The 23061-nt window shown below is 34.3% G+C and carries 22 protein-coding genes and 1 pseudogene; 8 read left to right on the top strand and 15 right to left on the bottom strand.

Annotated features, from left to right (window positions below; all coding sequences use genetic code 11):
- Positions 1 to 190: 190 nt before the first annotated feature.
- From H0Z29_02035 to H0Z29_02055, 5 genes are read left to right on the top strand one after another with little or no spacing between them, the layout of a single operon-like run.
- Positions 191 to 1402: a response regulator gene (locus H0Z29_02035; GenBank protein ID MBO8130277.1), complete on the top strand. Its 1212-nt coding sequence runs from the start codon at positions 191 to 193 to the stop codon at positions 1400 to 1402.
- Positions 1399 to 2142: a DNA alkylation repair protein gene (locus tag H0Z29_02040; protein MBO8130278.1), complete on the top strand. Its 744-nt coding sequence runs from the start codon at positions 1399 to 1401 to the stop codon at positions 2140 to 2142. Before H0Z29_02035 ends, H0Z29_02040 begins: the two co-directional genes overlap by 4 nt.
- Before the next feature lie 60 nt (positions 2143 to 2202).
- The gene (locus H0Z29_02045) at positions 2203 to 2763 is read left to right on the top strand and encodes a DUF2179 domain-containing protein (protein MBO8130279.1); all 561 of its coding nucleotides are present in this window, start codon (positions 2203 to 2205) and stop codon (positions 2761 to 2763) included.
- A 3-nt stretch (positions 2764 to 2766) separates the two neighbouring features.
- On the top strand, positions 2767 to 3303 hold the full coding sequence (locus H0Z29_02050) for a signal peptidase II (GenBank protein MBO8130280.1): 537 nt from the start codon (positions 2767 to 2769) through the stop codon (positions 3301 to 3303).
- Between the two features lie 40 nt (positions 3304 to 3343).
- Positions 3344 to 4351, top strand: coding sequence for a peptidylprolyl isomerase (locus tag H0Z29_02055; protein MBO8130281.1), 1008 nt, complete (start codon positions 3344 to 3346; stop codon positions 4349 to 4351).
- Here H0Z29_02055 and argF read toward each other — a convergent pair.
- Genes argF through gatC form a run of 14 tightly spaced genes read right to left on the bottom strand, consistent with a single transcriptional unit; the run spans position 4348 to position 16866 of the window.
- Positions 4348 to 5268, bottom strand: coding sequence for an ornithine carbamoyltransferase (argF, locus tag H0Z29_02060; GenBank protein MBO8130282.1), 921 nt, complete (start codon positions 5266 to 5268; stop codon positions 4348 to 4350). The genes H0Z29_02055 and argF overlap by 4 nt on opposite strands.
- A gap of 15 nt (positions 5269 to 5283) precedes the next feature.
- Entirely contained in the window at positions 5284 to 6636 is a 1353-nt protein-coding gene (gene hslU / locus H0Z29_02065) for an ATP-dependent protease ATPase subunit HslU (GenBank protein ID MBO8130283.1), read from the bottom strand.
- A gap of 2 nt (positions 6637 to 6638) precedes the next feature.
- Positions 6639 to 7169, bottom strand: coding sequence for an ATP-dependent protease subunit HslV (gene hslV / locus H0Z29_02070; protein ID MBO8130284.1), 531 nt, complete (start codon positions 7167 to 7169; stop codon positions 6639 to 6641).
- A 17-nt stretch (positions 7170 to 7186) separates the two neighbouring features.
- On the bottom strand, positions 7187 to 8152 hold the full coding sequence (gene hflC, locus H0Z29_02075; protein ID MBO8130285.1) for a protease modulator HflC: 966 nt from the start codon (positions 8150 to 8152) through the stop codon (positions 7187 to 7189).
- Complete coding sequence (gene hflK / locus H0Z29_02080) at positions 8149 to 9135, bottom strand: FtsH protease activity modulator HflK (GenBank protein MBO8130286.1); 987 nt, start codon at positions 9133 to 9135, stop codon at positions 8149 to 8151. Before hflK ends, hflC begins: the two co-directional genes overlap by 4 nt.
- Positions 9136 to 9149: 14 nt before the next feature.
- On the bottom strand, positions 9150 to 10565 hold the full coding sequence (gene rpoN, locus H0Z29_02085) for an RNA polymerase factor sigma-54 (protein ID MBO8130287.1): 1416 nt from the start codon (positions 10563 to 10565) through the stop codon (positions 9150 to 9152).
- 3 nt (positions 10566 to 10568) lie between these two features.
- Positions 10569 to 11300 carry an LPS export ABC transporter ATP-binding protein gene (gene lptB / locus H0Z29_02090; protein MBO8130288.1) on the bottom strand — a complete coding sequence of 244 codons (732 nt, stop codon included), beginning with the start codon at positions 11298 to 11300 and terminating at the stop codon, positions 10569 to 10571.
- The gene (gene lptC / locus H0Z29_02095) at positions 11301 to 11846 is read right to left on the bottom strand and encodes an LPS export ABC transporter periplasmic protein LptC (GenBank protein MBO8130289.1); all 546 of its coding nucleotides are present in this window, start codon (positions 11844 to 11846) and stop codon (positions 11301 to 11303) included.
- Positions 11843 to 12820, bottom strand: coding sequence for a KpsF/GutQ family sugar-phosphate isomerase (locus H0Z29_02100; protein MBO8130290.1), 978 nt, complete (start codon positions 12818 to 12820; stop codon positions 11843 to 11845). The genes lptC and H0Z29_02100 overlap by 4 nt, the downstream gene beginning before the upstream one ends.
- 2 nt (positions 12821 to 12822) lie before the next feature.
- Positions 12823 to 13353, bottom strand: a complete 531-nt coding sequence (locus H0Z29_02105; GenBank protein ID MBO8130291.1) for an HAD hydrolase family protein — start codon at positions 13351 to 13353, stop codon at positions 12823 to 12825.
- 10 nt (positions 13354 to 13363) lie between these two features.
- Positions 13364 to 14191 (bottom strand): 3-deoxy-8-phosphooctulonate synthase, encoded by an 828-nt coding sequence (gene kdsA / locus H0Z29_02110; protein MBO8130292.1) that lies wholly within the window; start codon positions 14189 to 14191, stop codon positions 13364 to 13366.
- Positions 14188 to 15816, bottom strand: a complete 1629-nt coding sequence (locus tag H0Z29_02115) for a CTP synthase (GenBank protein MBO8130293.1) — start codon at positions 15814 to 15816, stop codon at positions 14188 to 14190. Before H0Z29_02115 ends, kdsA begins: the two co-directional genes overlap by 4 nt.
- On the bottom strand, positions 15803 to 16558 hold the full coding sequence (kdsB, locus tag H0Z29_02120; protein MBO8130294.1) for a 3-deoxy-manno-octulosonate cytidylyltransferase: 756 nt from the start codon (positions 16556 to 16558) through the stop codon (positions 15803 to 15805). Before kdsB ends, H0Z29_02115 begins: the two co-directional genes overlap by 14 nt.
- 8 nt (positions 16559 to 16566) lie before the next feature.
- Positions 16567 to 16866, bottom strand: coding sequence for an Asp-tRNA(Asn)/Glu-tRNA(Gln) amidotransferase subunit GatC (gene gatC, locus H0Z29_02125; protein MBO8130295.1), 300 nt, complete (start codon positions 16864 to 16866; stop codon positions 16567 to 16569).
- Positions 16867 to 17056: 190 nt separating this feature from the next.
- Between gatC and metE the strand changes: the two genes are divergently transcribed.
- Entirely contained in the window at positions 17057 to 19198 is a 2142-nt protein-coding gene (gene metE, locus H0Z29_02130) for a 5-methyltetrahydropteroyltriglutamate--homocysteine S-methyltransferase (GenBank protein MBO8130296.1), read from the top strand.
- Between the two features lie 88 nt (positions 19199 to 19286).
- Here the strand turns inward: metE and H0Z29_02135 are convergent.
- A pseudogene (locus H0Z29_02135) lies at positions 19287 to 19930 on the bottom strand (peroxiredoxin).
- A gap of 272 nt (positions 19931 to 20202) precedes the next feature.
- On the opposite strand from H0Z29_02135, the gene H0Z29_02140 reads away from it, so the two are divergent.
- Together H0Z29_02140 and H0Z29_02145 are read left to right on the top strand one after the other, a co-directional pair.
- A complete protein-coding gene (locus tag H0Z29_02140; GenBank protein ID MBO8130297.1) occupies positions 20203 to 22296 on the top strand; it encodes a ribonucleoside triphosphate reductase in 2094 nt (697 codons plus the stop codon).
- Positions 22293 to 22982 (top strand): anaerobic ribonucleoside-triphosphate reductase activating protein, encoded by a 690-nt coding sequence (locus H0Z29_02145; protein ID MBO8130298.1) that lies wholly within the window; start codon positions 22293 to 22295, stop codon positions 22980 to 22982. The genes H0Z29_02140 and H0Z29_02145 overlap by 4 nt, the downstream gene beginning before the upstream one ends.
- Positions 22983 to 23061: the final 79 nt, after the last annotated feature.

Here is a 23061-nt window from a genome sequence, read left to right on the forward strand (position 1 = left end):
AAGATATGAAAATTATACTAAAAAATAAATAGTATGGCATTTTTTATGCATATGTTAGTGTCTTATTAACATTTTTTAGAATCATAATAGGTTTTAATGTTTCATTATATATCTAATCTGCCATATTATTAATTTATTTTAGGAAAGAAATTATTATATTAGGAATAGTTTTGAAAAGAAAGGAGGAGAAATGGAAAAATCTGAAAAAATAATTGATGATTCAGCAATAGTTGAGCAAAAGTATGAATCCATAGCAAGGCTAATTTCAGGTGTTGCCCATGATTTCAATAATATAATTTCAATTATTATGGGCAATGCCCAGATGTGTTTGTACAAATTGGATAAAAAAGATGTGAATGCTCAAAGTTTAAGGGATTATTTAAATCCCATAATGAATGCTTGTGAGCGAGCATCCAAAATAATAAAGCAGTTGTTGGTCACAACAAAGAGGGATGAAGTTGAGTTTAAAATAGTTAATATGAATACACTTTTAAGAAATTTGATGAAACTAATCAAAGAGTTAATTGGCGAAAATATTGAAATTGTAAGTCAATTTACAGATGAGACTTGGTATATTCTGGGTAATGAAGCCAATCTGGAGCAGGTATTTCTTAATCTTACAATTAATGCGAAGGACGCAATGCCAGATGGTGGAAAAATATTTATAAAGACGGAAAATGTTGAAATTGATGAAGATATTGCGGAAAAAATAGGTGCAATTTATGCACCAAAGGTAGAACCGGGAAAGTATATTAAAATTACTTTTAAAGATACCGGTACTGGAATCCCAGAGGATATTATGGAGAAAATATTTGAACCATATTTTTCCACTAAACCTAAGGGCATTGGCACAGGGTTAGGGCTTGCTGTCGTCCATGGTATCGTAGATAAGCACCATGGGTATATCAGTGTCGAAAGTGAAAAAGGCAAAGGAACGAGCTTTTATATATATTTCCCAGTGATTACTGATGTACGTGAGCAGAAGCTTATTAAAGACACAAAAGATTTTATTGAACAATATCAAGGTAATGGAGAATTCATTCTTTATCTTGAGGATGAGGATGAATTAAGGAATATTGTATCTAAAATTTTATCAAGCAACGGTTATAGAGTAATTTCGTGTAAATACAGAAAAGATGCGGAGAAGATTGTAGGGGAACATGATGATAAAATTTCGCTTTTCTTCGCTGATATTGTGCTAATAGATGGTAGTGGTTTTGATATGGCTGAATGGTTGCGAAAAAACTATTCACGTATTAAAATTTTATTGACAAGTGGATATTCTGAGAGTATTATAAATCTGAAAAAGATAATTGCAAGAAAGTTTAAGTTTATACCAAAGCCGTATTCGATTATTGAGCTTCTCAAGGAGATTAAAGAAACCATAGAAAAGAAAGATTGAATAAAAATTCAGAGAATTTTATAGAAGATTTAAAGAAGAAAATAATTTCAACATTAATACATAATTCAAGCGATAAAGAGAGGATAATTCAATCAAGATTCTTTAAAGCTGGTGATAATATCAAATTAATTGGTGTAAAAGGTCCTGTGATTGTTAAGGTATGCGGGAATGCCTTGGATAGTGTTTCATTATCAAAAAAGGATATACTTTATTTATCTAAGGAGTTATTAAAGGAGAAGATTCATGAGTATAAGGTAGCTGGAATTTCTGTCCTCAAATTAAAAAGAGAATTGCTTGACTTAAATGATATTGAATATATAAAAGAGCTGTTTTTAAAAAATTACTTCAATAACTGGGCTTTAATTGATACCATTTCTCTTGGAGTTATAGGATATTTAATTAGTAAAGAAAAAAGTTTGGTTGATAAGGTTACCAGCTGGAGGAAGTATGATAATATCTATATAAAAAGAGCATCGATTGTATCGTTGATAAAATTAATAAAATACGTTGAAGTTGATTATATTTTCAATCACTGCCAATATTTTTTCTCGATTCAACATGATTTGATAACAAAAGCAAACGGCTGGTTATTAAGGGAAGTTGGTAAGTTAGATATGCTGGCTTTAAAAAAATTTTTAATAAGCAATATACAATCGATCCCGCGTACAACATTGCGATATGCAATAGAAAAATTTCCAGAACAGGAAAGAAAGGATATTTTATCCATACCTTACAGGTGAAAGTAATAGTAATTAAGATGTTGAAAAATTAAATTTACTGGTTTTTTCGAGGACTTTCCCATGGATATATATAATTGGATCATTATACCTTTTCTAATTTTTATGGCACGTATATGTGACGTTTCAATTGGTACAATGAGGATTATTTTTATCGCCAGAGGCAAGCGTTTATTTCCCCCTTTATTGGGATTTATAGAGGTGAGTATATGGCTTCTGGCAATCTCCCAAGTAATGCAGCATTTAAATAATATTGTCTGCTTCCTCGCATATGGAGCAGGTTTTGCTACAGGAAATTTTGTAGGAATGATGATTGAAGAGAAACTGGCAGTTGGAATGCAGGCTATCAGTATGATTACCAATAAGACGGTTGATCTTGTTGCTATGGCATTGAGGGATGAAGGATATGGAGTTACAGTTACAAGGGCTTACGGGGCAAAAGGTGAAGTTAATGTATTACTTGTAATAGTACCAAGGAGGGAAGTACAAAAGGTTATTAATATTGCAAGAAGTATTGAGCCGAATGTTTTTATCTCCGTTCAAGATATTAGGGAGGTGAGAGCAGGATTTTTTCCACAAAGAAGCAGACAAATGAGATGGCGAAAAGTGTTCAAAAAGAGGTAGGTGGTGGAAAAAAAAGATAAAATCAGGCAGGTAATTCTGGCGTTTGGCATCGGTTTGATATTGATAGGTATTGATTTATTGATAAAGTTTATAGCGAACAGCGGTCTTGAATATAATATTTTAAAGGATACATTTTTACCTTTTTTAAAACTATATTTAACACATAATGAGGGTTATCATTATATATTTGGTCGGATACCAAACAATAGACTGTGGTCAATTGGAGGGCTGATTTTTATTACCATTATTCTTGGTTTTATGGTCAGAAGTCTTATTAAAGACAATCTATCGAAATGGGATAGGATGTTTTATTTAACTCTTATCACCCTTGTTGTGGGTGCTACTGGGAATGTATGGGAGATAATTTTCACAGGTAAAGCAACGGATTATTTTATTTTTAAACCTTTTCCATGGCCAAGCAATTTATGCGATCAGTATATTAATGCAATACAGTTTATAATGCTACCTCTTTTCATAATCAGAACATTGGTACTGCAAAGGAGGAAACCTCCAAAATCTCCTATGAAAATAGAAAAATAATTATTATGTTAACCAAGTTTTTAAAATAAGAGGTATTATCATGAGAAGGTTTAGCGTTTACTTAATTTTTTTATTATTAGTTATTTTTTCCTGTTCAAAAAAAGAGGTATTCAGATTGAGAAAAGGTACTCCAGCATATCAATTAGCTGATGAGCTGGCTAAAAAATTACCACTTGTAGATCCTGAGAAAGATAATATAGTTGCGGAAACTAAGGATTTTGCAGTATCTGCAGGAGAAGTAATCAACACGATATATCATACATATGGTAGAAATGCGTTTCAATTGATTCAATTTGATCAGGGAAGAATTCTGGATATAATGAAGGTCTATGCTGAGGCAACGGTAGAAAAGAAGTTATTACTCAGGGAAGCCGGTAGAAAGGGGATTTCTGTTGATTCTACGGAAGTAGATAGTATAATACAGATTCAATATAGCAGAGCGGGTGGAGAAGATGCTTTTTTAAATATTATTACAAATCAGGGATTTACTATTGATGAGGTTAAGTCTGATATCTCCGATAATTTAAAGATCAACAAACTGATTATGATGATAGTTGATACTATAAGTGTTTCAAATGAAGAATTGATTGAAGAATATGATAAAGATAGGACTGCTACAGTAAGACACATTTTATTATCAACACAGGGTATGTCTGATTCTCAAAAGGTTGCTGTTTATAAAAAAATGGAAGAGATAAGAGAAAAGGCAGTCACGGGGGAGGATTTTGCTGAGCTTGCAAAGCAATATTCTGAGGATCCAGGGTCTAAGGACCGAGGAGGGCTTTATGAGAATTTTGAAAGGGGTAAAATGGTTAAGGAATTTGAAGACCAGGCCTTTAATACACCGATAGGCGAAATCAGTCCCATTTTTGAAACAAGATATGGATTTCATATTTTGAAGGTTATTAATAGAAAAAAAGAATCCAAACCTTTTGATCAGGTAAAAGATGAACTAGAGAGTCAAATTCGAAATAGGAAAGAAAATGATGTAATTTCTAGTTACATTGAAAAATTGAAGAAGGAAGCTGGATTTAAACTCCTCATTTAAAATATATTGAATAGCTTTAAAATAATTGCCTTTTGAACATGCATTCTGTTTTCAGCCTCGTCATATACAACAGAGTGTGGACCATCTATTACATCGTCCGTGATTTCTTCACCACGATGTGCAGGTAAGCAGTGCATAACTATTACATCTTTTTTAGCATTTTTGACTAAGCATTCATTAACCTGAAATCCTCTAAAATTTTTAATCTTTTCTTCTCTTAAGGATTCCTGCCCCATACTTACCCAGACATCGGTATAGATTACATCTGCCTCTTTGACTCCAGTTAATGGATCATGTTCTATGTTTATTGTACTTATTCCTGATTTTATTGCATTATTTAAAATATTGTCTTCTGGCAGGCAATTTTTGGGAGTTACTATTGTGAGATCAAGTGGGATACGGGAGGCTATATTCACCCAGGAATTTGCAACATTATTGCTGCCATCCCCAACGAATGCAATTTTCAAGTTCTGGTATGTACCTTTATGTTCAAAAATAGTAAAAAGATCTGACATAACTTGGCAGGGGTGAGTAAGGTCAGTAAGACCGTTTATCACTGGAACAGATGCGTATTTTGCCAGTTCTTCGATATGCCTGTGTTCAAATAACCGTGCCATAATAATATCATTATATCTTGAAATTACTTTTGCAATATCCTTGATAGCTTCTCTTTTACCGATACCGATATCGGTGGGTGCAAGATAAAGTGCGTGACCTCCCAGTTGATACATACCCGTTTCAAAGGATATCCTTGTTCTTGCAGAAGGTTTTGCAAAGATCATCGCCATCGTTTTATTTTTTAGAGGTTTGTATTCTTTACCTTCTTTTTGATATTTTTTTAGCATTTCTGCCATTTTAAATGTTTCTGTTATCTCATCGGAGCTAAAATCAGTTATCATGAGAAAATCTCTTTTCATTCATGGCTCCTTACTTTATAATATGTATTTACTCAGGTCTCTATCTTTAACCAGATCAGCTAATTTTTCTTTGACGAACTTTCTTGTTATTTTAATTTTTTTAATTTCGGAATTGGGGACTTCAAATAATATATCCTCTAATAGCGTGGTTAAAATAGTATGCAGCCTTCTTGCTCCAATGTTTTCAAGTTTTTCGTTTACTTCACAGGCAAGCTCAGCAATTTCCTCTATGGCTCCATCATCGAATTCTATCTGTACTCCTTCTGTTTCTAATAGTGCTTTATACTGTTTTATAAGTGCGTTTTTTGGGTTTTTTAAAATTTTAACAAATTCTTCTTTTCCAAGGTTGTCCATTTCAACTCTTATAGGAAATCTTCCCTGTAGCTCCGGAATTAAATCAGAAGGTTTGCTCATATGAAAGGCTCCGGCTGCAATGAATAGTATATGATCGGTTTTTACGGGACCGTATTTAGTCTGCACTGTACATCCTTCAATTATAGGTAGTATGTCACGTTGTACTCCTTCTCGTGATACATCAGGTCCGCTTCTACCTTCTCCTCCTCGTGCTGCTATTTTATCTATCTCATCGATGAATACTATTCCAGAATTTTCAACTCTTCTTATAGCTTCTTTTATAACAGCATCCATGTCAATTAATTTCTGGGCTTCTTCCTGTGCAAAGATTCTGCGCGCCTCTTCAACAGTGACTTTCTGAACCTTTTTTCTTTTTGGGAAGGCACTCTCAAGAAGTTCACTCAAGTTCAGTCCCATTTCTTCAATTCCTGCTGGTCCAAACACCTGCATAACAGGTACTGCCGTCTGCTGAGTTGTTATCTCAATAACTCTTTGCTCAAGCTCACCATTATTTAACATCTCTTTTAGTTTTTCTCTGGTTTTACGATATTGTACGTCTTCGTCTATCTGGAAATCGGTTGTAGCTGTTTTTCTGCGAGGTAGGAGAATATCAAGAATTCTTTCGTTTGCCATTCTTTCAGCCTGTTCTCGAACTTCTTCCATTCTCTCAGCTTTTACCATATTTACGGCTATATTGGTCAGGTCTCTTATTATCGATTCCACATCTCTTCCGACGTAGCCCACTTCTGTATATTTTGAAGCTTCCACTTTTATAAAAGGGGCATGAGCAAGGTTAGCAAGACGGCGTGCTATTTCTGTTTTCCCCACTCCTGTAGGACCAATTAGAATGATATTGTTTGGAAGTATGTCCTCTTTAATATCTCCTTCTACGCGTTGTCTTCTCCACCTGTTTCTTAAGGCAATAGCAACAGCCTTTTTTGCTTTATCCTGACCTATTATGTATTGGTCAAGCTCATTAACAATTTCTTGTGGTGTTAACTCTTTTCTGTTCATTTTTATAGTTCCAGTATTGTAAACTTATTGTTTGTAAATACACATATTTCACTGGCTATTTTTAAAGATTCTTCTACGATTTCCTTGGCACTTAAATCAGTATATTTCATTAAAGCTTTTGCTGCTGCTGAAGCATATGGACCTCCTGAACCTATTGCTATGATGTTATCATCAGGTTCTATCACATCGCCGGTGCCTGAAATTATTAACATTTTCTCTTTATCCATTACAATTAATAAAGCCTCTAACCTTCTTAAGTATTTGTCTGTCCGCCACAGTTTGGCTAATTCAACGGCAGCTCTTTGAATATTTCCCTTGAATTCTTCAAGTTTACCCTCAAACTTTTCGAAAAGTGCAAAAGCATCGGCTGATGCACCAGCAAAACCAACAATTACCCTACCCCCATAGATTTTTCTAACCTTGCTGGCATTACTTTTCATGACTGTATTTCCGAATGTGACCTGTCCATCACTTCCAATAGCGACATTTTCGCCTTTTTTAACACCGACTATAGTTGTTGAATATATTTTCATTTTATTAACCTCAGTTTTCATTTAATCGATTCTAATAAATTTAAGAGTTCATTGTCTGTTGAAAGGATAATTGTAGTAGTTGTATCAAATATCGTTTTATAGGTTTCCAAGGTTCTAAGGAATTCATAAAAGGACCTTGTATCTTGATTCCTATCATAAGCGCTGGCATAGATTTTGACCGCTTCAGCATCAGCCTGACCTCTAATTTCCTGCGCTTTCCTGTATGCGCCGGATAAAATTTCCTTTGTTTTTTGAGCTTGCTTACCAAGGATACGCTGTTTTTCACCCTGTCCAATAGCTCTGTATTTTTCAGCTATTCTTTTCTGTTCTGAAATCATTCTTTCAAATACCTTTTCCTGTACTTTCGGATTATAGTCAATCCTTTTAAACTTTAAATCTACCACCTCTATACCAAAATTTAGTTCTTTGAGTTTCCTTGTAATGTTATACAGAATAATTCTGGCTATTTCTTCCCTCGCACCGGGGATTAAGGATTCTCTTTCTGAGGAAGAGTCTGACTGGGACAATATGTCCTGCTCAATTTCAGGTATGGACATTGGTCTATTGGAATTCCTAACTATTTCCTGCAGAGCCCTATTGGCTATTTCATCTCTTATGGTACCATCAAGTATGTCATCAAGCCTTGATTGGGCAACAGCTTCATTCCTCACGCTTTTATAAAATGAAAGCGGATCTGTGATTTTCCATCGAGCAAATGTATCAATTTTTATAAATTTGTTGTCTTTCGTTGGTACTTCTTGAGGTTCACCATCCCATTCCAGTAATCGCTTATCGAATATAATTACCTTTTGTACGAACGGTATCTTGAAATGTATACCAGCTTTTTGAACAGCTCCGCCAATAGGTTTCCCAAATTGAGTAATTATTGCCTGTTGAGTTTCATTTAAGATAAAAATTGATTGGGTGATTAAAACTATTAAAATCGCGAGTATGATCAATGTCAATATTGCTTTTCCTTTCATTTTCCAATCCCCTTATTCTGAAGATTTAAAAAGGGTAAAAAACTTCTAATATCTTTGTCTACAATATAGAGATTTTTTGTCTTACTGAAGATCTCTTCAATAGTTTCGAGATAAAGTCTCTTTTTTGTTACATCTTTTGCTCTGGAATATTCATTGTAAATTAAATTAAAGAGAGCGGCATCTCCTCTGGCTCTATTTATTCTATTTATTTTATAACCCTCTGCCTCCTGAATGATTCTGTCAGCCTCACCCTCGATCCTGTATATTTCTCTATTGTAAACCTGCATTGCCTCATTAATCATTCTTTCCTGCTCCTGCTTTGCTCTGTTAACTTCGTTGAATGAGTCCCTGACAGGGTCGGGAGGATGTACATCTTTTAACTGCACGAGCTGGACATCTACACCCACATCATAGAGATCAAATGTTTTTTGCATGTAATCTCTTACTAGATTGGCAATTTCTATCCTGTCTGATTGAAGAACTTCATGAAAGGATCTGTCTCCTACTACTAATCTCATTGCTGCTTCAGATACATCTCTTATACTTTCACTTACATTTCTGACTTTAAATAGAAATTTATATGCGTCTTTAATCTTATATTGAACAACCCACTTTACATCGGCAATGTTCAAATCGCCAGTTAGCATCCAAGACTCTTCAGTAAATGTTTCTTCAGCATATCTTGTCTTTACGCCCGGTCTTAGTGTTCGAAATCCAAATTCTTCTTTATATTGGTAATCTACTTTCACTGTATATACTTTATCTATACCCCATGGCAATTTCAGGTGTAGCCCGGGATAAGTTATCTTCTGAAATTTTCCAAATCTTAGAACTACTCCAACTTCGTTTGCATCAACCGTATAGAATGACATTATAATTGTAACACCTGCAATTAAAATAATTAGTATTAAAATTGTTATATAAAAATACCCCGCAGGTATTTCATATTCTTCTTTGCCAACTTTTACTTTCCTCCAAGACATATTTTATCTCCTCCTTATAGGGTTTTTCTTAGCCTTGCCACGGGGATATTCATCTGTTCCCTGTATTTTGCAACTGTTCTTCTAGCCACTGGGAAACCTGCTTCTTTTAAAAGTTTAGATAACATCTCATCGCTATAAGGGTTATGTTTATCTTCATTGTCAATTAGTTCTTTCAGTTTTTCCTTAACCTGTTTTGTTGATATCTCTGTCCCGTTCTCAGAAACTATTCCTTCACTGAAGAAATATTTCAACTCGTAAACACCAGTGTCAAGCTGGACATATTTTCCGTTTGTAACTCTACTGATTGTGGAGATGTCCATACCCACATCTTCCGCAATATCTTTTAATACCATTGGTTTTAGTGGCTTTGTATTGTCTTCAAAAAAATCTCTCTGTCTGTTTATAATTGCTTTCATAACTTTTATCATTGTAACACGTCTTTGTTGTATAGCCTGTATAAACCACTTGGCTGATTCAATTTTTTTCTTTATATAATTTCTGGCTTCATGGTTCAATTTTTTCTTATCAAATAGCATTTGCATATAGCGAGAATTAATTCGTAATTCTGGAATATTTGTATCGTTAACTTCAACTACAAAGTCTCCTCCCATTTTGTATACAATAAGATCAGGAACAATATAAGAATTTTCCCCCGTAGAAAATGATGCACCTGGTTTTGGATTTAATTTTTGAATAACTTTTATAGCTTCTTCGAGAGTTTCTTTGTTCCAACTAAGGCTTTTTAAAATTTTATCAAAGCGTTTGTTAGCAAAATCATCGAAATGGTCTCTAATTATCGTAATAGCATTTTTGACTGCAGGTCTTTTTGGGGACTCTTCAAGTTGAGCTAACAGGCATTCCTGAAGATTTCGAGCTCCGAGACCGGGTGGATCAAGATGTTGAATTTTCCTTAATACATTTAATGCAAATTCTAGATTTACCCCCTTTGCATAAGCAATATTTTCAATAGGGATTGTGAGATATCCCTTATCATCAATATTCCATATAATTTCATTTGCTATTTCATACTCTTTATCATCTAGATGTAGTAGTTTTACTTGGTCGATTAAGTGGTCAATGAGGGTTCTTGGTGAGGGTTGAACTCGCTTGATTTCTTCTTTACTATTGTATACTACCTCACGAATTTTGTAGTCATCATTATCAGGGAGCATATCTTCAATATCGAAATCATCTATTTTTTCCTCTTCTCCCTCCTTTTTCTGTTTGAGAGTTTCATCTAAAATTTCTTCAGTTTGCTGAGTTTCTTGTTCTACTTCCTCAAGTACCGGATTTTGTTCAAGCTCCTGGTTTACCCTTGCCTCCAGAGCAAGTATATTGAGTTGAAGGATTGTAGATTGTAAAATCTGCTGTGGTGCTAATCTTAATTCCTGCGAAAGTTTTTGTACCTGGTGTTGATTAATTCCTGGCATATCTTAATCCAATTTAAATCTATCCCCAAGGTATAATTTTTTAGCTTCTTCATCATTGGCTAAATAGTCTGAGTTTCCGGATTTGAGTATTCTTCCTTCGAACATTAAGTATGCTCTATCTGTTATAGATAACGTTTCCCTTACATTGTGATCTGTAATCAATACTCCGATCCCCTTTTGTTTCAAGCCTTTCACAATTTCTTGGATATCCTGTACAGCGATTGGATCGACGCCAAGGAAAGGTTCATCGAGTAATATAAAATCAGGATCAGTTGCAAGGGCTCGGGATATTTCAACCCTTCTCCTTTCTCCGCCGGATAGAGTGTTGGCTTTTTGTTTACGGAGATGAATAATTCCAAGTTCATTTAATAGCTTTTCCAGCTTTAGTTCCTGTTCTTTTTTTGTCAGATTCATCATTTGTAGAACAAGTAATATATTTTCTTCTACCGTTAATTTACGAAAAATAGATGGTTCCTGGGATAAATATCCGATTCCAAGGCGTGCCCTTTTATACATTGGGTAATTGGTAAGATCTACATCATCTAGATAAACTTTTCCATCGTTTGGTTTTATCATGCCTGTAAACATGTGGAAGGTAGTCGACTTACCGGCTCCATTGGGTCCTAACAGTCCCACAATCTCCCCCTTTTTGACATTTATGGATACACCATTTACCACTTTTCTTTTGCTATAGATTTTGGCCAGATTTTCACCACGTAAAACTTTTTCATCCATCTATTCGGCTTTAATTTCCTTCTCTATTGATCCTTTTGGTTCTTTGATAACCCATTCTGTCAAATCAGTATTGGATTCAAAGCCTTTTCCTCTTAGTGTATCGCTTTCGGTAACAAGTATAATGTCATCATTTGAAATGATTTTTTCAATCTTATTATCCCATTTCAGATGGTTGGTAAATAAAGTTATCCCTGTATCAGAAATAACAACTACATTCCCAAAAGCGATCATGTCGTTTGTTTTTTCATTTATTTCCGCGCTATCAGACTCCAAGTAGGATGTATGATTCCCGTATTTGTCGAAAAAGTCGACAGCAACACCCTGATTGAGTATAATTATTTTCCTGTCATCATATTTTATAAGGTGTCCAGCAGAAACGTCAGCTCTTTTTACATCATCTTTCATAATTGTGATTCGGGCGTTCCAACTTTCCTGCCCGACAAATTGGAGGCTGTCCACAAGATGCTTATCATTTCTATCTCTTATACATGATAAAAAAATAAATGTAATCAGTGTATAGGTTATAATTATTTTCCCATTTTTCATATACTTATGCCATATCTTAATATATCATGAATGTGGATAATTCCTATTGGGAGCCCTTTCTTTTCTTTCTCATATACAAATAAGTTTGTAATTGCGTGTGTCTCCATAACCTGTAATGCTTCTAATGCAAGTGCAGATGAAGTTGTCCATTTAGGATTGGTTGTCATTATTTCTTTTGTTTTACAATTGAGAAAATCATTTGTCCTTTCCAGTCCACGCCTTAGATCACCGTCAGTTATAACACCAACAAGTTCATCATGTTCATCATATACACCGACTATACCCAGACCTTTAAAAGTCATGACAAAGAGGGCTTCTTTCATTGTTTTTTCAGTTGATATTAGAGGTATTTCTTCTCCTGTGTGCATTAAGTCGGATACAGTTGTTAAAAGCCTCTTTCCTATTGAACCTCCCGGGTGAAGTTCTCCAAGCTCTTTTTTATTTAGCCCTCTTTTTACCATTAGAGCGATTGCAAGGGCATCCCCAAGTGCATTGGTAACAATGCTGCTAACTGTTGGAACTATTCCGTGGGGACAAGCTTCCTCTTTAACATAAGTACTAATAACTACATTGCATTTTTTGGTAAGTATTGAATTTTCTTTCCCAATAAACCCAATTATTGGTACACCTATTTTTTTTACATACGGTATTAAGTCAAGAAGTTCCTCAGTTTCACCACTGTTTGAAACAATAATCATTACGTCGTTTTTAGTTAAAACTCCAATATCACCATGACTTGCCTCACCAGCGTGCATAAATAGGCTCGGAGTTCCAGTACTCGATAGGGTTGCTGCTATTTTTCTTCCAATTATGCCGGATTTACCAAGACCTGATACCACTACTTTTCCACTGCTATTGCTTATTATCTCTACGGCTTTTGTAAAATTATCATCGATTCGTGGTATCGCATTCTTTATAGCTTCTGATTCTTTCTCTAACACTTCAATAGCTTTTTCTAAGTAATTGTTTTTCATTTTTATTCCCTGTATGGGGCGTGTGTAACTTTTTCAAAAGATTTTTCAAATAACCCCTTTGCATTGAGTAATAGCTCAATGACTTCCCTTAATGCTCCCTCACCACCATTTTTCCTAGTGATATAGACCGCTAATTTTTTTACCTCGTCATTGGCATTGTTTACGGCTATAGGTATACCTACTTTTCTTAAAACTGGTATGTCTATTATATCATCGCCAATATATACTATTTCATCATCAGAAACCTTAAATTTTTCCTTAATTTTCTGGTATTCCTCTATTTTTGCATGACCACTCTGGTATAAGTTATCCAATAGACCTAATTCTTCTGCTCTTGCAACTGTTGCTTTGGAATATCTACCGGAAAGAAAAACAAGTGGAATTGAGGCTGCTTTCAGTAATGCAATGCCAGCACCATCAAATACATTAAATTTTTTTAATTCTAGGTCATTGCTACCTATGTATAAGTAACCATCTGTCAGAACACCATCGACATCGGTAATAATTATTTTAACCTTTTTAAGCTTATCCATCAGTTCGTCTTTATTCACTGTTATCACTCCTTACTATTTGATATATCTGTATGAGTTTTTGTATTAGAGAAGTAAGTTCACTAAAGGGTATTTGAGAGTCCTTGTCACTTAATGCTTTTTCTACATTATCATGGGTTTCAAAAAAAAGTCCATCACATCCAGCAGCAACAGATGCCTTTGCCAGGGTCGGGATAAATTCCCTATTTCCTCCTGTTTTTTCTCCACCTCTGACCTGAACACTGTGGGTTGCATCAAATATAACAGGATAATTAGTCTTTTTCATTATTTTAATTGATCTAAAATCTACAACAAGGTCTCTATAACCAAAACATGTACCACGCTCTGTTAAAAGTATCCTATTATTCCCGGTTGATTCTATTTTTCTAATTATATGAACTACATCATGGGGTGATATAAATTGACCTTTTTTTATATTTATAGGTTTGCCGGTCTTTGCAGCGGATAGGATTAGATCTGTCTGCCTGCATAGAAAAGCTGGAATTTGTAATATATCTACAACTTTAGCTACTATTTCAGGTTGATCGGGAGTGTGAACGTCGGTTAGTACTAGTATATCGAGTTCTTTTTTGACTTCTTCCAGAACTTTTAATCCCTCCTCAAGGCCAGGGCCTCTGAATGAGTTTATAGATGTTCTATTTGCTTTATCAAAAGAGGTTTTGAAAATGAATGGGAAATCGAGTTTTATTGAAAGTTCTTTCAATTTTTTTGCCATGTTAAGAGTGTGGTCCCTTGATTCTATGACACATGGACCGAGAATAAATACTGGTTTTGATGTATTCCCAATTTCAATGTTTCCTACTCGAACGGTTTTCTTCATTTTTTCGATTCCCTATACTTTATTGCTGCCTCTACAAATCCTTTGAATAATGGATGTGGCTTTCCAATGCGTGATTTGAACTCAGGGTGAAATTGACATGCGATAAACCATGGATGGTTTTCCAGTTCTATCAATTCCACAAGATTCATCTCTTTATTTATGCCGGCAACCATAAGTCCATGTTGTTTAAATATGTCCAAATATTTATTATTTACTTCATAACGGTGTCGATGTCTTTCCGAAATAATTTTTTTACCGTATAATTTATAAACCTTTGTATTTTTGTTTAGCGCGGCGGAATAGGCTCCAAGTCTCATAGTTCCGCCTTTTTCCAGGATTCTTTTTTGTTCTTCCATAAGATCAATTACCGGATAAGGGGTATCTTCATCGAATTCTGTGCTGTTTGCTCCTTCAAGTTTACATACATTTCTTGCAAACTCAATCACTGCACATTGGAGTCCAAGGCAGATGCCGAAAAATGGGATATTATTTTCTCTAACGTACTGAATAGCTTTTATTTTCCCTTCTATACCTCTTTCGCCGAAACCGCCAGGGACAAGCAAGCCATCAATATTCTTAAGATGATTGCTGACATTTTCAACATTTTCAAGGTCTTCCGATTCTATCCAGTGTAGATTTATTCTACAGTTATTTGCCACTCCTGCGTGGGTAAAGGATTCGATGATTGATTTATAAGCATCATGTAGTTTTGTATACTTACCACATATGCAAATATCTACTTCCTTTGCCGGCTTTTTAATTTTTTTTACAAATTCTACTAATTCCATTAGATTTGATTTCTCCGAAGGAAGGGACAGATTTTTAAGAATAAGATCACCGAGTTTTTGTTTTTCAAACATCAAAGGTATTTCATAGATAGTTTTTACATCAAGTGCGTCAATTACAGCTTCTTCAGAGACATTGCAGAAAAGAGCTATTTTGGACTTTAATTCATTGGATAATGGAAATTTTGTTCGACATAAAAGGATGTCGGGCTGAATTCCTATTTCTCGTAGTTTCATAACGCTGTGTTGCGTGGGTTTGGTTTTTATTTCACCACTTGATTCAATATATGGGACAAGTGTAAGATGAATGTATAGATGGTTGCTATTTCCAATTTCAAGACCAAATTGTCTTATCGCCTCTAAGAATGGCAGGCTTTCGATATCTCCTACTGTGCCTCCAATTTCAGTAATGATAACGTCGTATTTTTTATTTTGTGATAGAGCTATTATCCTGCGTTTTATTTCATCGGTTATATGGGGAATGACCTGAATAGTTGCTCCCAAATAATCGCCTCTTCTTTCCCTTTTTATAACTTCATAATACACCTGACCCGTAGTAGTATTATTTTCACGCTTCATATCAAGGTCAATGAAACGTTCGTAATGCCCGAGGTCAAGATCTGTTTCTGCTCCATCGTCAAGAACATATACTTCACCATGTTGATAAGGGCTCATTGTTCCTGGATCAACATTAATGTATGGATCAAATTTCTGTATATTGACTTTTAGCCCCTTTGATTTTAATATGTAACCGATTGAAGCACAGGCTATTCCTTTCCCAAGGCCGGATATTACACCACCAGTAATAAAAATATATTTTGTGTTCTTATCGGGATTCATAAGACTCTACAATTTTTTCTGCCAATAAAAAATCTTCAATTGTATCTATTCCTAGACTGTCTTTATCTGTTTTTATAATCCTTATTTTATATCCATTTTCGATAATTTTTAACTGCTCCAGTTTTTCCATTTGTTCAAGCAAAGAATCTTTTAGTGAATCATAATGTAGAATAAAGTCCTTTTTGTATACATATAATCCTATATGGACAAGAGCGGGGTGTTCATCGAAAATAATGTCGTTGTCTCTTATATAAGGTATATTTTGTCTGGAGAAATAGATAGCGTGTCCATTGTGATCGATTATAACCTTTACTACATTTGGATTTATGAGCTCGCTTTTCTTTATGCCTTTTCTTGCCGGTGTTGAAACAACAGCTTTTTCATCTTTAGAAAGGGTATCAATGCATTCATCTATCAGTGTGGGCGAAATGAATGGTTCATCCCCCTGTATATTTACAATATAATCAAATTGGTTAAAGTTTTCTTTTTTTACAAGATATACTACTCTTTCGGTACCTGAAATAATATTTTGTGGAGTAAGATAAGCCTCACCCCCTATGGATTTTATCTCCTCTAGTATTCTTTCATCATCAGTTGCTACTACTAGTCTATCTATAAGGTTACTCTTTTTTGCATTTTCATATGTACGAGTGATTAAAGTTTTACCACAAATTTCTCTGAGCAATTTGCCAGGTAATCTTTTGGAATTAAATCTGGCAGGGATGATACCTAATACACTCATGTTTTTCTTTAGTTTTTCTTAATAACTCCGGGAACTTTAAAAAAGCTACCCTCTTTTTCTGGCGCATTTTGTAATACCTCTTTTATATCAAGCGATTTTTTTACCTTATCTTCGCGAAACACGTTTACAACATTTTGTACGTGGGATACCGGCTCAACGTTTGTAGTATCCAGTTCGTTTAATTGTTCCATGTAATCAAGAATTTTTGACAACTGTGTTGCATACAATTCGACTTCTTCTTCCGTTAGGGTAATTCTTGCTAGATCGGCTATTTTTTTTACCAATTCTTTATCTACTTTCTCAGACATAATCTCCCCTGCTTTCAGTCAATTTTTGTGCCATTCAATTTAACTATTTTGCTTTTCTAAAACAAGAGAGCTTAATTAATATATATATATATATAACTTCTATATCTGTTATTAGCAGATTTGGTGGTTTAATTAATTTTCATTATTTTACAATGCCGGTCTGTTCACATGAAGGGGAAGGGAGATGGATATAAAAGCCTATGCATATGGTTTACCAAGATTGGGAGAGAAAAGGGAGTATAAAAAATTAATAGAGGGATACTGGAAAGGGAAAATCGATGAGAAGTCTTTGCGGGAGGGAATTGAAAGTTTACAAAGATACATGATTGATAATTATAAAAAGTATGTGGATATGTATCCCGTTGGTGAGATAACTTATTATGATAATATGCTCGATATGGCGATAATTGTTGGTTTGTATGATGTACAGAATTTACAGGATTATTATGACCTGTGTAGAGGGAAAAGAGCATTAAAGCTTACCAAATGGTTTGATACAAATTACCATTATCTCGCTCCTGATTTTTCAGGAAAAGATGTTAAAGAACTCGAACTAAAATGGAATAAACCATCTTTTTATAAAAGTAAATTTCCAGATGGCATACCATACCTAATTGGGCCATATACTTTTTTAAAATTATCCAGAGGAGTAGATAATAATTTTGAAGAACTTTTGAACAAAATTGGTGAAATCTATACAAAGATATGCTGTAATTTTGAAATTGTTCATATTGAAGAGCCTTCGTTTGTTACAGACATAAAAAAGTGCGAAATCAAAACCATAGAAGATTTATATAAAAAAATAGCAGAAAGTGGAGTGAAAATAAATCTTATAACATACTATGATAGTATAGACTTTTTGAAGGATTTTTATGACTTACCTGTTAAATCGTTTGGAATTGATTTAATAAATGGTAAGGAAAATTTAATTACAATTGAAAAATACGGATTCCCTGATGATAAGATTTTGATAGCAGGAGTTGTCAATGGTAGAAATATATGGCGTACTGATTTAGAAAGAACATTGAGGTTAATTGAAGATATCTCAAAGCGGGTAAAAAATATATGGATTTCAAATGCTGGACCATTGTATCATTTACCGATTACGATAAAAAATGAAAATTTCCCAGAAAATATTAAAAAGTCATTGTCTTTTGCCAATGAGAGGCTTGAGGAATTAAAGGTTTTGAAGTTGTTGCTCAGTTCAGAGAAGGTAAATGAGGATATCATAAAAGATTATGAAAGAAAAAATTTGGAATATATTTATTTTGATGAAAGAAGCATGCCAAAGGTGGAAAAAAGAAAACATGTTCATTTAGATCTACCGCTTTTTCCAACAACCACCATAGGTAGTTTTCCTCAAACGAAAGAGGTTAGGGTAATAAGAAATAAATACAAAAATGGATTAATTACAGATATGGAATATAATAATTTTATAAAGCAAAAAATAGGAGAAGTAATAGAACTCCAGGAAAAGATTGGTCTTGATGTTCTTGTCCATGGGGAGTTCGAACGCAGTGATATGGTTGAGTATTTCGCAGAAAAACTGGATGGTTTCTTAACTACAAAAAATGGCTGGATAATATCATACGGGACAAGATGTTATAAACCTCCAATTAATTTTGGAAATATTAAACGAACAAAACCTCTTGCTTTGAACGAAATAGTCTATGCAAGAACCCTTACAGAGAAACCTGTAAAGGCTATTCTGACAGGACCTGTAACTATGATTGCCTGGAGTTATGTGAGAGATGACGTGCGAATAGATGTTATAGCAAATCAAATTGCCCTGTGTATAAAGGAAGAAATTGAGGATTTGGTAAAGGAAGGGGTTAAGATAATACAAATAGACGAACCTGCTTTTAGAGAAAAGGCACCTCTTAAGAAAAGAAAGTGGAGAAATTATTTTAGATGGGCGGTAAATGCTTTTAACATAGCATCATCTATTGACTCAGATATTCAGATTCATACTCATATGTGCTATTCCGATTTTGGAGAGATAATGGAATATATTCTGAAGATGAATTTTGATGTTATATCTGTAGAGGCAACTAGGAGTAGAGGAGAGATATTAGACAGCTTTGAAAAGGTGAATTTCGATAGAGAAATAGGGCTGGGAGTATGGGATGTACATTCTCCAAGAGTTCCGGAGATTGATGAAATGTTTAGAGTTGTCGATAGAGCGTTAAAAGTTATCCCACCTGATAAGTTTTGGATAAATCCTGACTGCGGATTGAAAACAAGAGGTTGGGATGAGGTAATAGCCTCATTAAATAATATGGTTAAAGTTGCAAATATATTAAGGGCCAGATTTCAAGATAGTAACAAATAGCTTATTTACTAATATGTTATATTGAAAAATCAGTGTCCAACAGTTTCAATTTTAGCCCTTAATTACCTTGTGATTAGAATTAGTTCAACTATAGTTTTTTATGGCAGAACCACCAGTCGTAGCAGGTATATTTTTCTTTTCTCTTCTGGGCAGATTCCACATCAGATGCCGGCGGTATGATTACCTCGTCTTTAACAAGTTCATTTTCAGGCCAGTTGGCAGGTATTGCTACTTTATTTGCGTCGGCAACCTGAAATCCTTTGATCATACGTAAGATTTCATCGATATTTCTTCCCAGTTCCTGTGGGTAGTAGAGTATCGCTCTTATTTTCCCTCGGGATCTACCACAAATACAACCCTGACAGTGTTAGTGCCTTTACCAGGATGAATCAATCCCAATTTTTTACTTATCTCACCGGTATCATCGGCTATTACAGAGAATTGAGTTTCAACTTCCAGATTGTCTTTTATCCACTCAACCCATTTAATGTGAGAAAAAACCTGGTCAATGCTTAGCCCTATAAGTTCACAGTTTAACTCCTTAAATTTTTCGTATCTTTCCTGGAAAGCGAAAAATTCTGTGGTGCAAACTGGCGTAAAATCTGCAGGATGACTGAAAAATACAAACCATTTTCCTCTAAAATGTTCAGGAAGATTAAAAGTTCCTAAGGTAGTTTTTACTTTCAATTCAGGGAATTTTTCTCCGATTAATGGAAACTTGTTTTCATTCATTTTGTTCTCCATATCTTTCTATTGTTAAAATTCATAATTATTTAGATAGATACATATGTGAAATGGTTACAATAATGTAATTGTTATACTTATTAATTATATAATACATTATGTGGTATAAATATTTGTAGATGCAACTAAATAAAGTATTGATTTATTTTATACTATTTTATAAAATAGATTGTTAGTTCTAAAAACATTTTATACGTTGTATTTTATTATTAATTATTTAATTTTAATTCTAAATTTTCCTCTGAATGGGAGGCGTAATAATGTTTGATAAAATAAAAAAGCGAGATGGAAGGTTAGTTAAGTTTGATGCTGAAAGAATAACAAATGCTATAGCCAAGGCTGGTAAAGCGACAGGGGAGTTTGATCGCCAGACTGCTGAAAAGTTAGCCATTAGAGTATTAAATCTCGCTCAGCAAATTATAAAAGATGAAATTCCAACGGTCGAACAGATCCAGGATATTGTCGAGGATGTCTTACTAACTTCACCTTACAAAAAAACGGCAAAAGCTTACATAATATATCGAGAGCAGCACGCTCGGATAAGAGAAATTATAGCCAAAAGTGGGGTCGATCTGGTTGATCAATATCTGGAAAAAATAGACTGGCAGGTGAATGAAAACAGTAATATGAGTTTTTCTCTCCAAGGGCTCAATAACTATATTTCTTCTGAGATAAGTAAAACATATTGGCTTAATAAAATTTATCCGCAAGAGATAAGGAAAGCTCACATCGATGGTGATTTTCATATACATGATCTTGGAATACTTTCTGTATATTGTGTGGGTTGGGATCTATATGATTTGTTACTTGAAGGGTTTAGGGGTGCCCCTGGTAAGGTTGAAAGTAAACCCGCTAAACATTTTAGATCGGCTCTTGGACAAATTGTAAACTTTTTCTATACACTTCAGGGTGAGGCTGCGGGAGCCCAGGCGTTTGCAAATTTTGATACATTACTTGCCCCCTTTATTCGATATGATAACCTCAAATTCAGGGATGTAAAGCAGGCAATTCAGGAATTTGTATTTAATGTGAATGTGCCAACTCGCGTTGGTTTCCAGACCCCTTTTACCAATATTACACTCGATCTAACTGTTCCTTCAAATCTAAAAAACACCCCTGTTGTTATTGGTGGAGAGTTAAAGGATGAGACCTATTCAGAATTTCAGGAAGAAATGAATTTATTTAATAAAGCTTTTTTTGAAGTTATGATGGAAGGAGATGCTAAGGGACGTGTCTTTACCTTTCCAATTCCAACATACAACATAACAAAAGACTTCGATTGGAATAATGAGAATTTAAATGGATTATGGGAGATGACTGCTAAGTATGGCATACCCTATTTTGCTAATTTTATAAATTCAGATATGAATCCTGAGGATGCCAGATCAATGTGCTGCAGACTACGCCTTGATACAAGAGTTTTGTATAAAAGGGGTGGTGGACTTTTTGGTGCTAATCCTCTAACAGGAAGTATTGGTGTGGTGACAATTAATATGCCAAGAATCGGGTATCTTGCGAAAAATGAAGAAGATTTCTTTAATAGACTTGAGAGATTAATGGAGCTTGCAAAAGAAAGTCTTGAGATCAAGAGAAAGGTACTGGAAAGGTTTACAGCACAAAATCTCTATCCATATGCGAAATATTATCTCAGGAATGTGAAGGAGAGATTTGGTGAATACTGGAAAAACCATTTTTCTACAATAGGATTGGTTGGGATGAACGAAGCTCTGCTGAATTTTTTAAAACAGAATATAACAAGTAAAGAGGGAATAGAGCTAACAATTAGAGTTCTTGACTTTATGAGGAAGAAGCTACTTGAATTTCAGGAGGAGACTGGCAACAACTACAATCTAGAAGCTACGCCTGCTGAGGGTGCTTCATATAGGTTAGCAAGAATAGATAAGGATAAATATCCTTTAATTATTTGTGCAAATGAGGAATACTATAAGCATGGAGCCGAGCCATTTTATACAAACTCTACATCACTACCAGTAAACTGTACCGATGACATATTTGAGGCACTTGAACTGCAAAATGAAATACAGACAAAGTATACAGGTGGAACGGTACTACATATTTATCTTGGTGAGAAAGTAGACAATCATGAGGCTATAAAATTACTTACTAAGAAGATATGTGAAAACTATAAATTGCCATATTTTACCTTTACCCCAACTTTCAGTGTGTGTGAAGAGCATGGATATATTGCAGGTGAGCATGAAAGGTGTCCAAGGTGTGGTAATGAATGTGAAGTTTACTCTCGAGTCGTGGGGTATTTAAGACCTACGAATCAATGGAATAAAGGAAAGAGAGAAGAGTTTAAACTCAGAAAATCTTTTAAAGTAAAACAGTGAAAATTGGCGGTTTCCAGAAGTTTTCTCTTATTGACTATCCAGGTTTGGTAAGTGCGATTATATTTACCTACGGTTGTAATTTTAGATGTTCATATTGTCAGAATCCAGAACTAATTAATGAAAGTTTTCAAGATTTTATTAGTGAGGATGAAATTTTTGATTTTTTGAAGAAAAGGAAAAGTAAGATCGATGGGGTGGTCATTACCGGTGGAGAACCTCTAATACAAAATGATCTGCCAAATTTTATATATAAAATAAAATTATTGGATTACAAAGTAAAAATTGATACAAATGGGAGTATACCCCATGTTATTAAGGATTTAATTAGTAAACGTTTAATAGACTATATTGCAATGGATGTGAAGGCTCCATTTGATAAATACAATTTCGTCATAAATGTAAAAACAGATTACACGCAGATGATAAAAGAAAGTATAAAGTTAATTATGAATTCTGGCTTGCCCTATGAATTTAGAACAACATATATAAAGCAATTTCTTTCATATGAAGATGTAATCAGAATTGCAAAAAGTATATCCGGAGCAGATTTGTTTGTAATACAAAAATTGCAAATAAGAAAGGTTTATATGCCTGATTTAATTGTTCCGTCAGTTTATGAAGAGGATGAATTAAAGAATTTGAAAAATCAAGTTCTAAAATATGTTAAAAGGTGTTTAATTCGCTAATTCAAATGGGATATAGGTTAAAATGTAGTTTTTTATTTTACTAATTTTCATTATTATAATTGAGTAATTTTATTGTTTC

This window comes from Candidatus Neomarinimicrobiota bacterium (assembly GCA_017656425.1).
In the GTDB taxonomy this organism is placed as follows: domain Bacteria; phylum Fidelibacterota; class UBA2242; order UBA2242; family B5-G15; genus JACDNV01.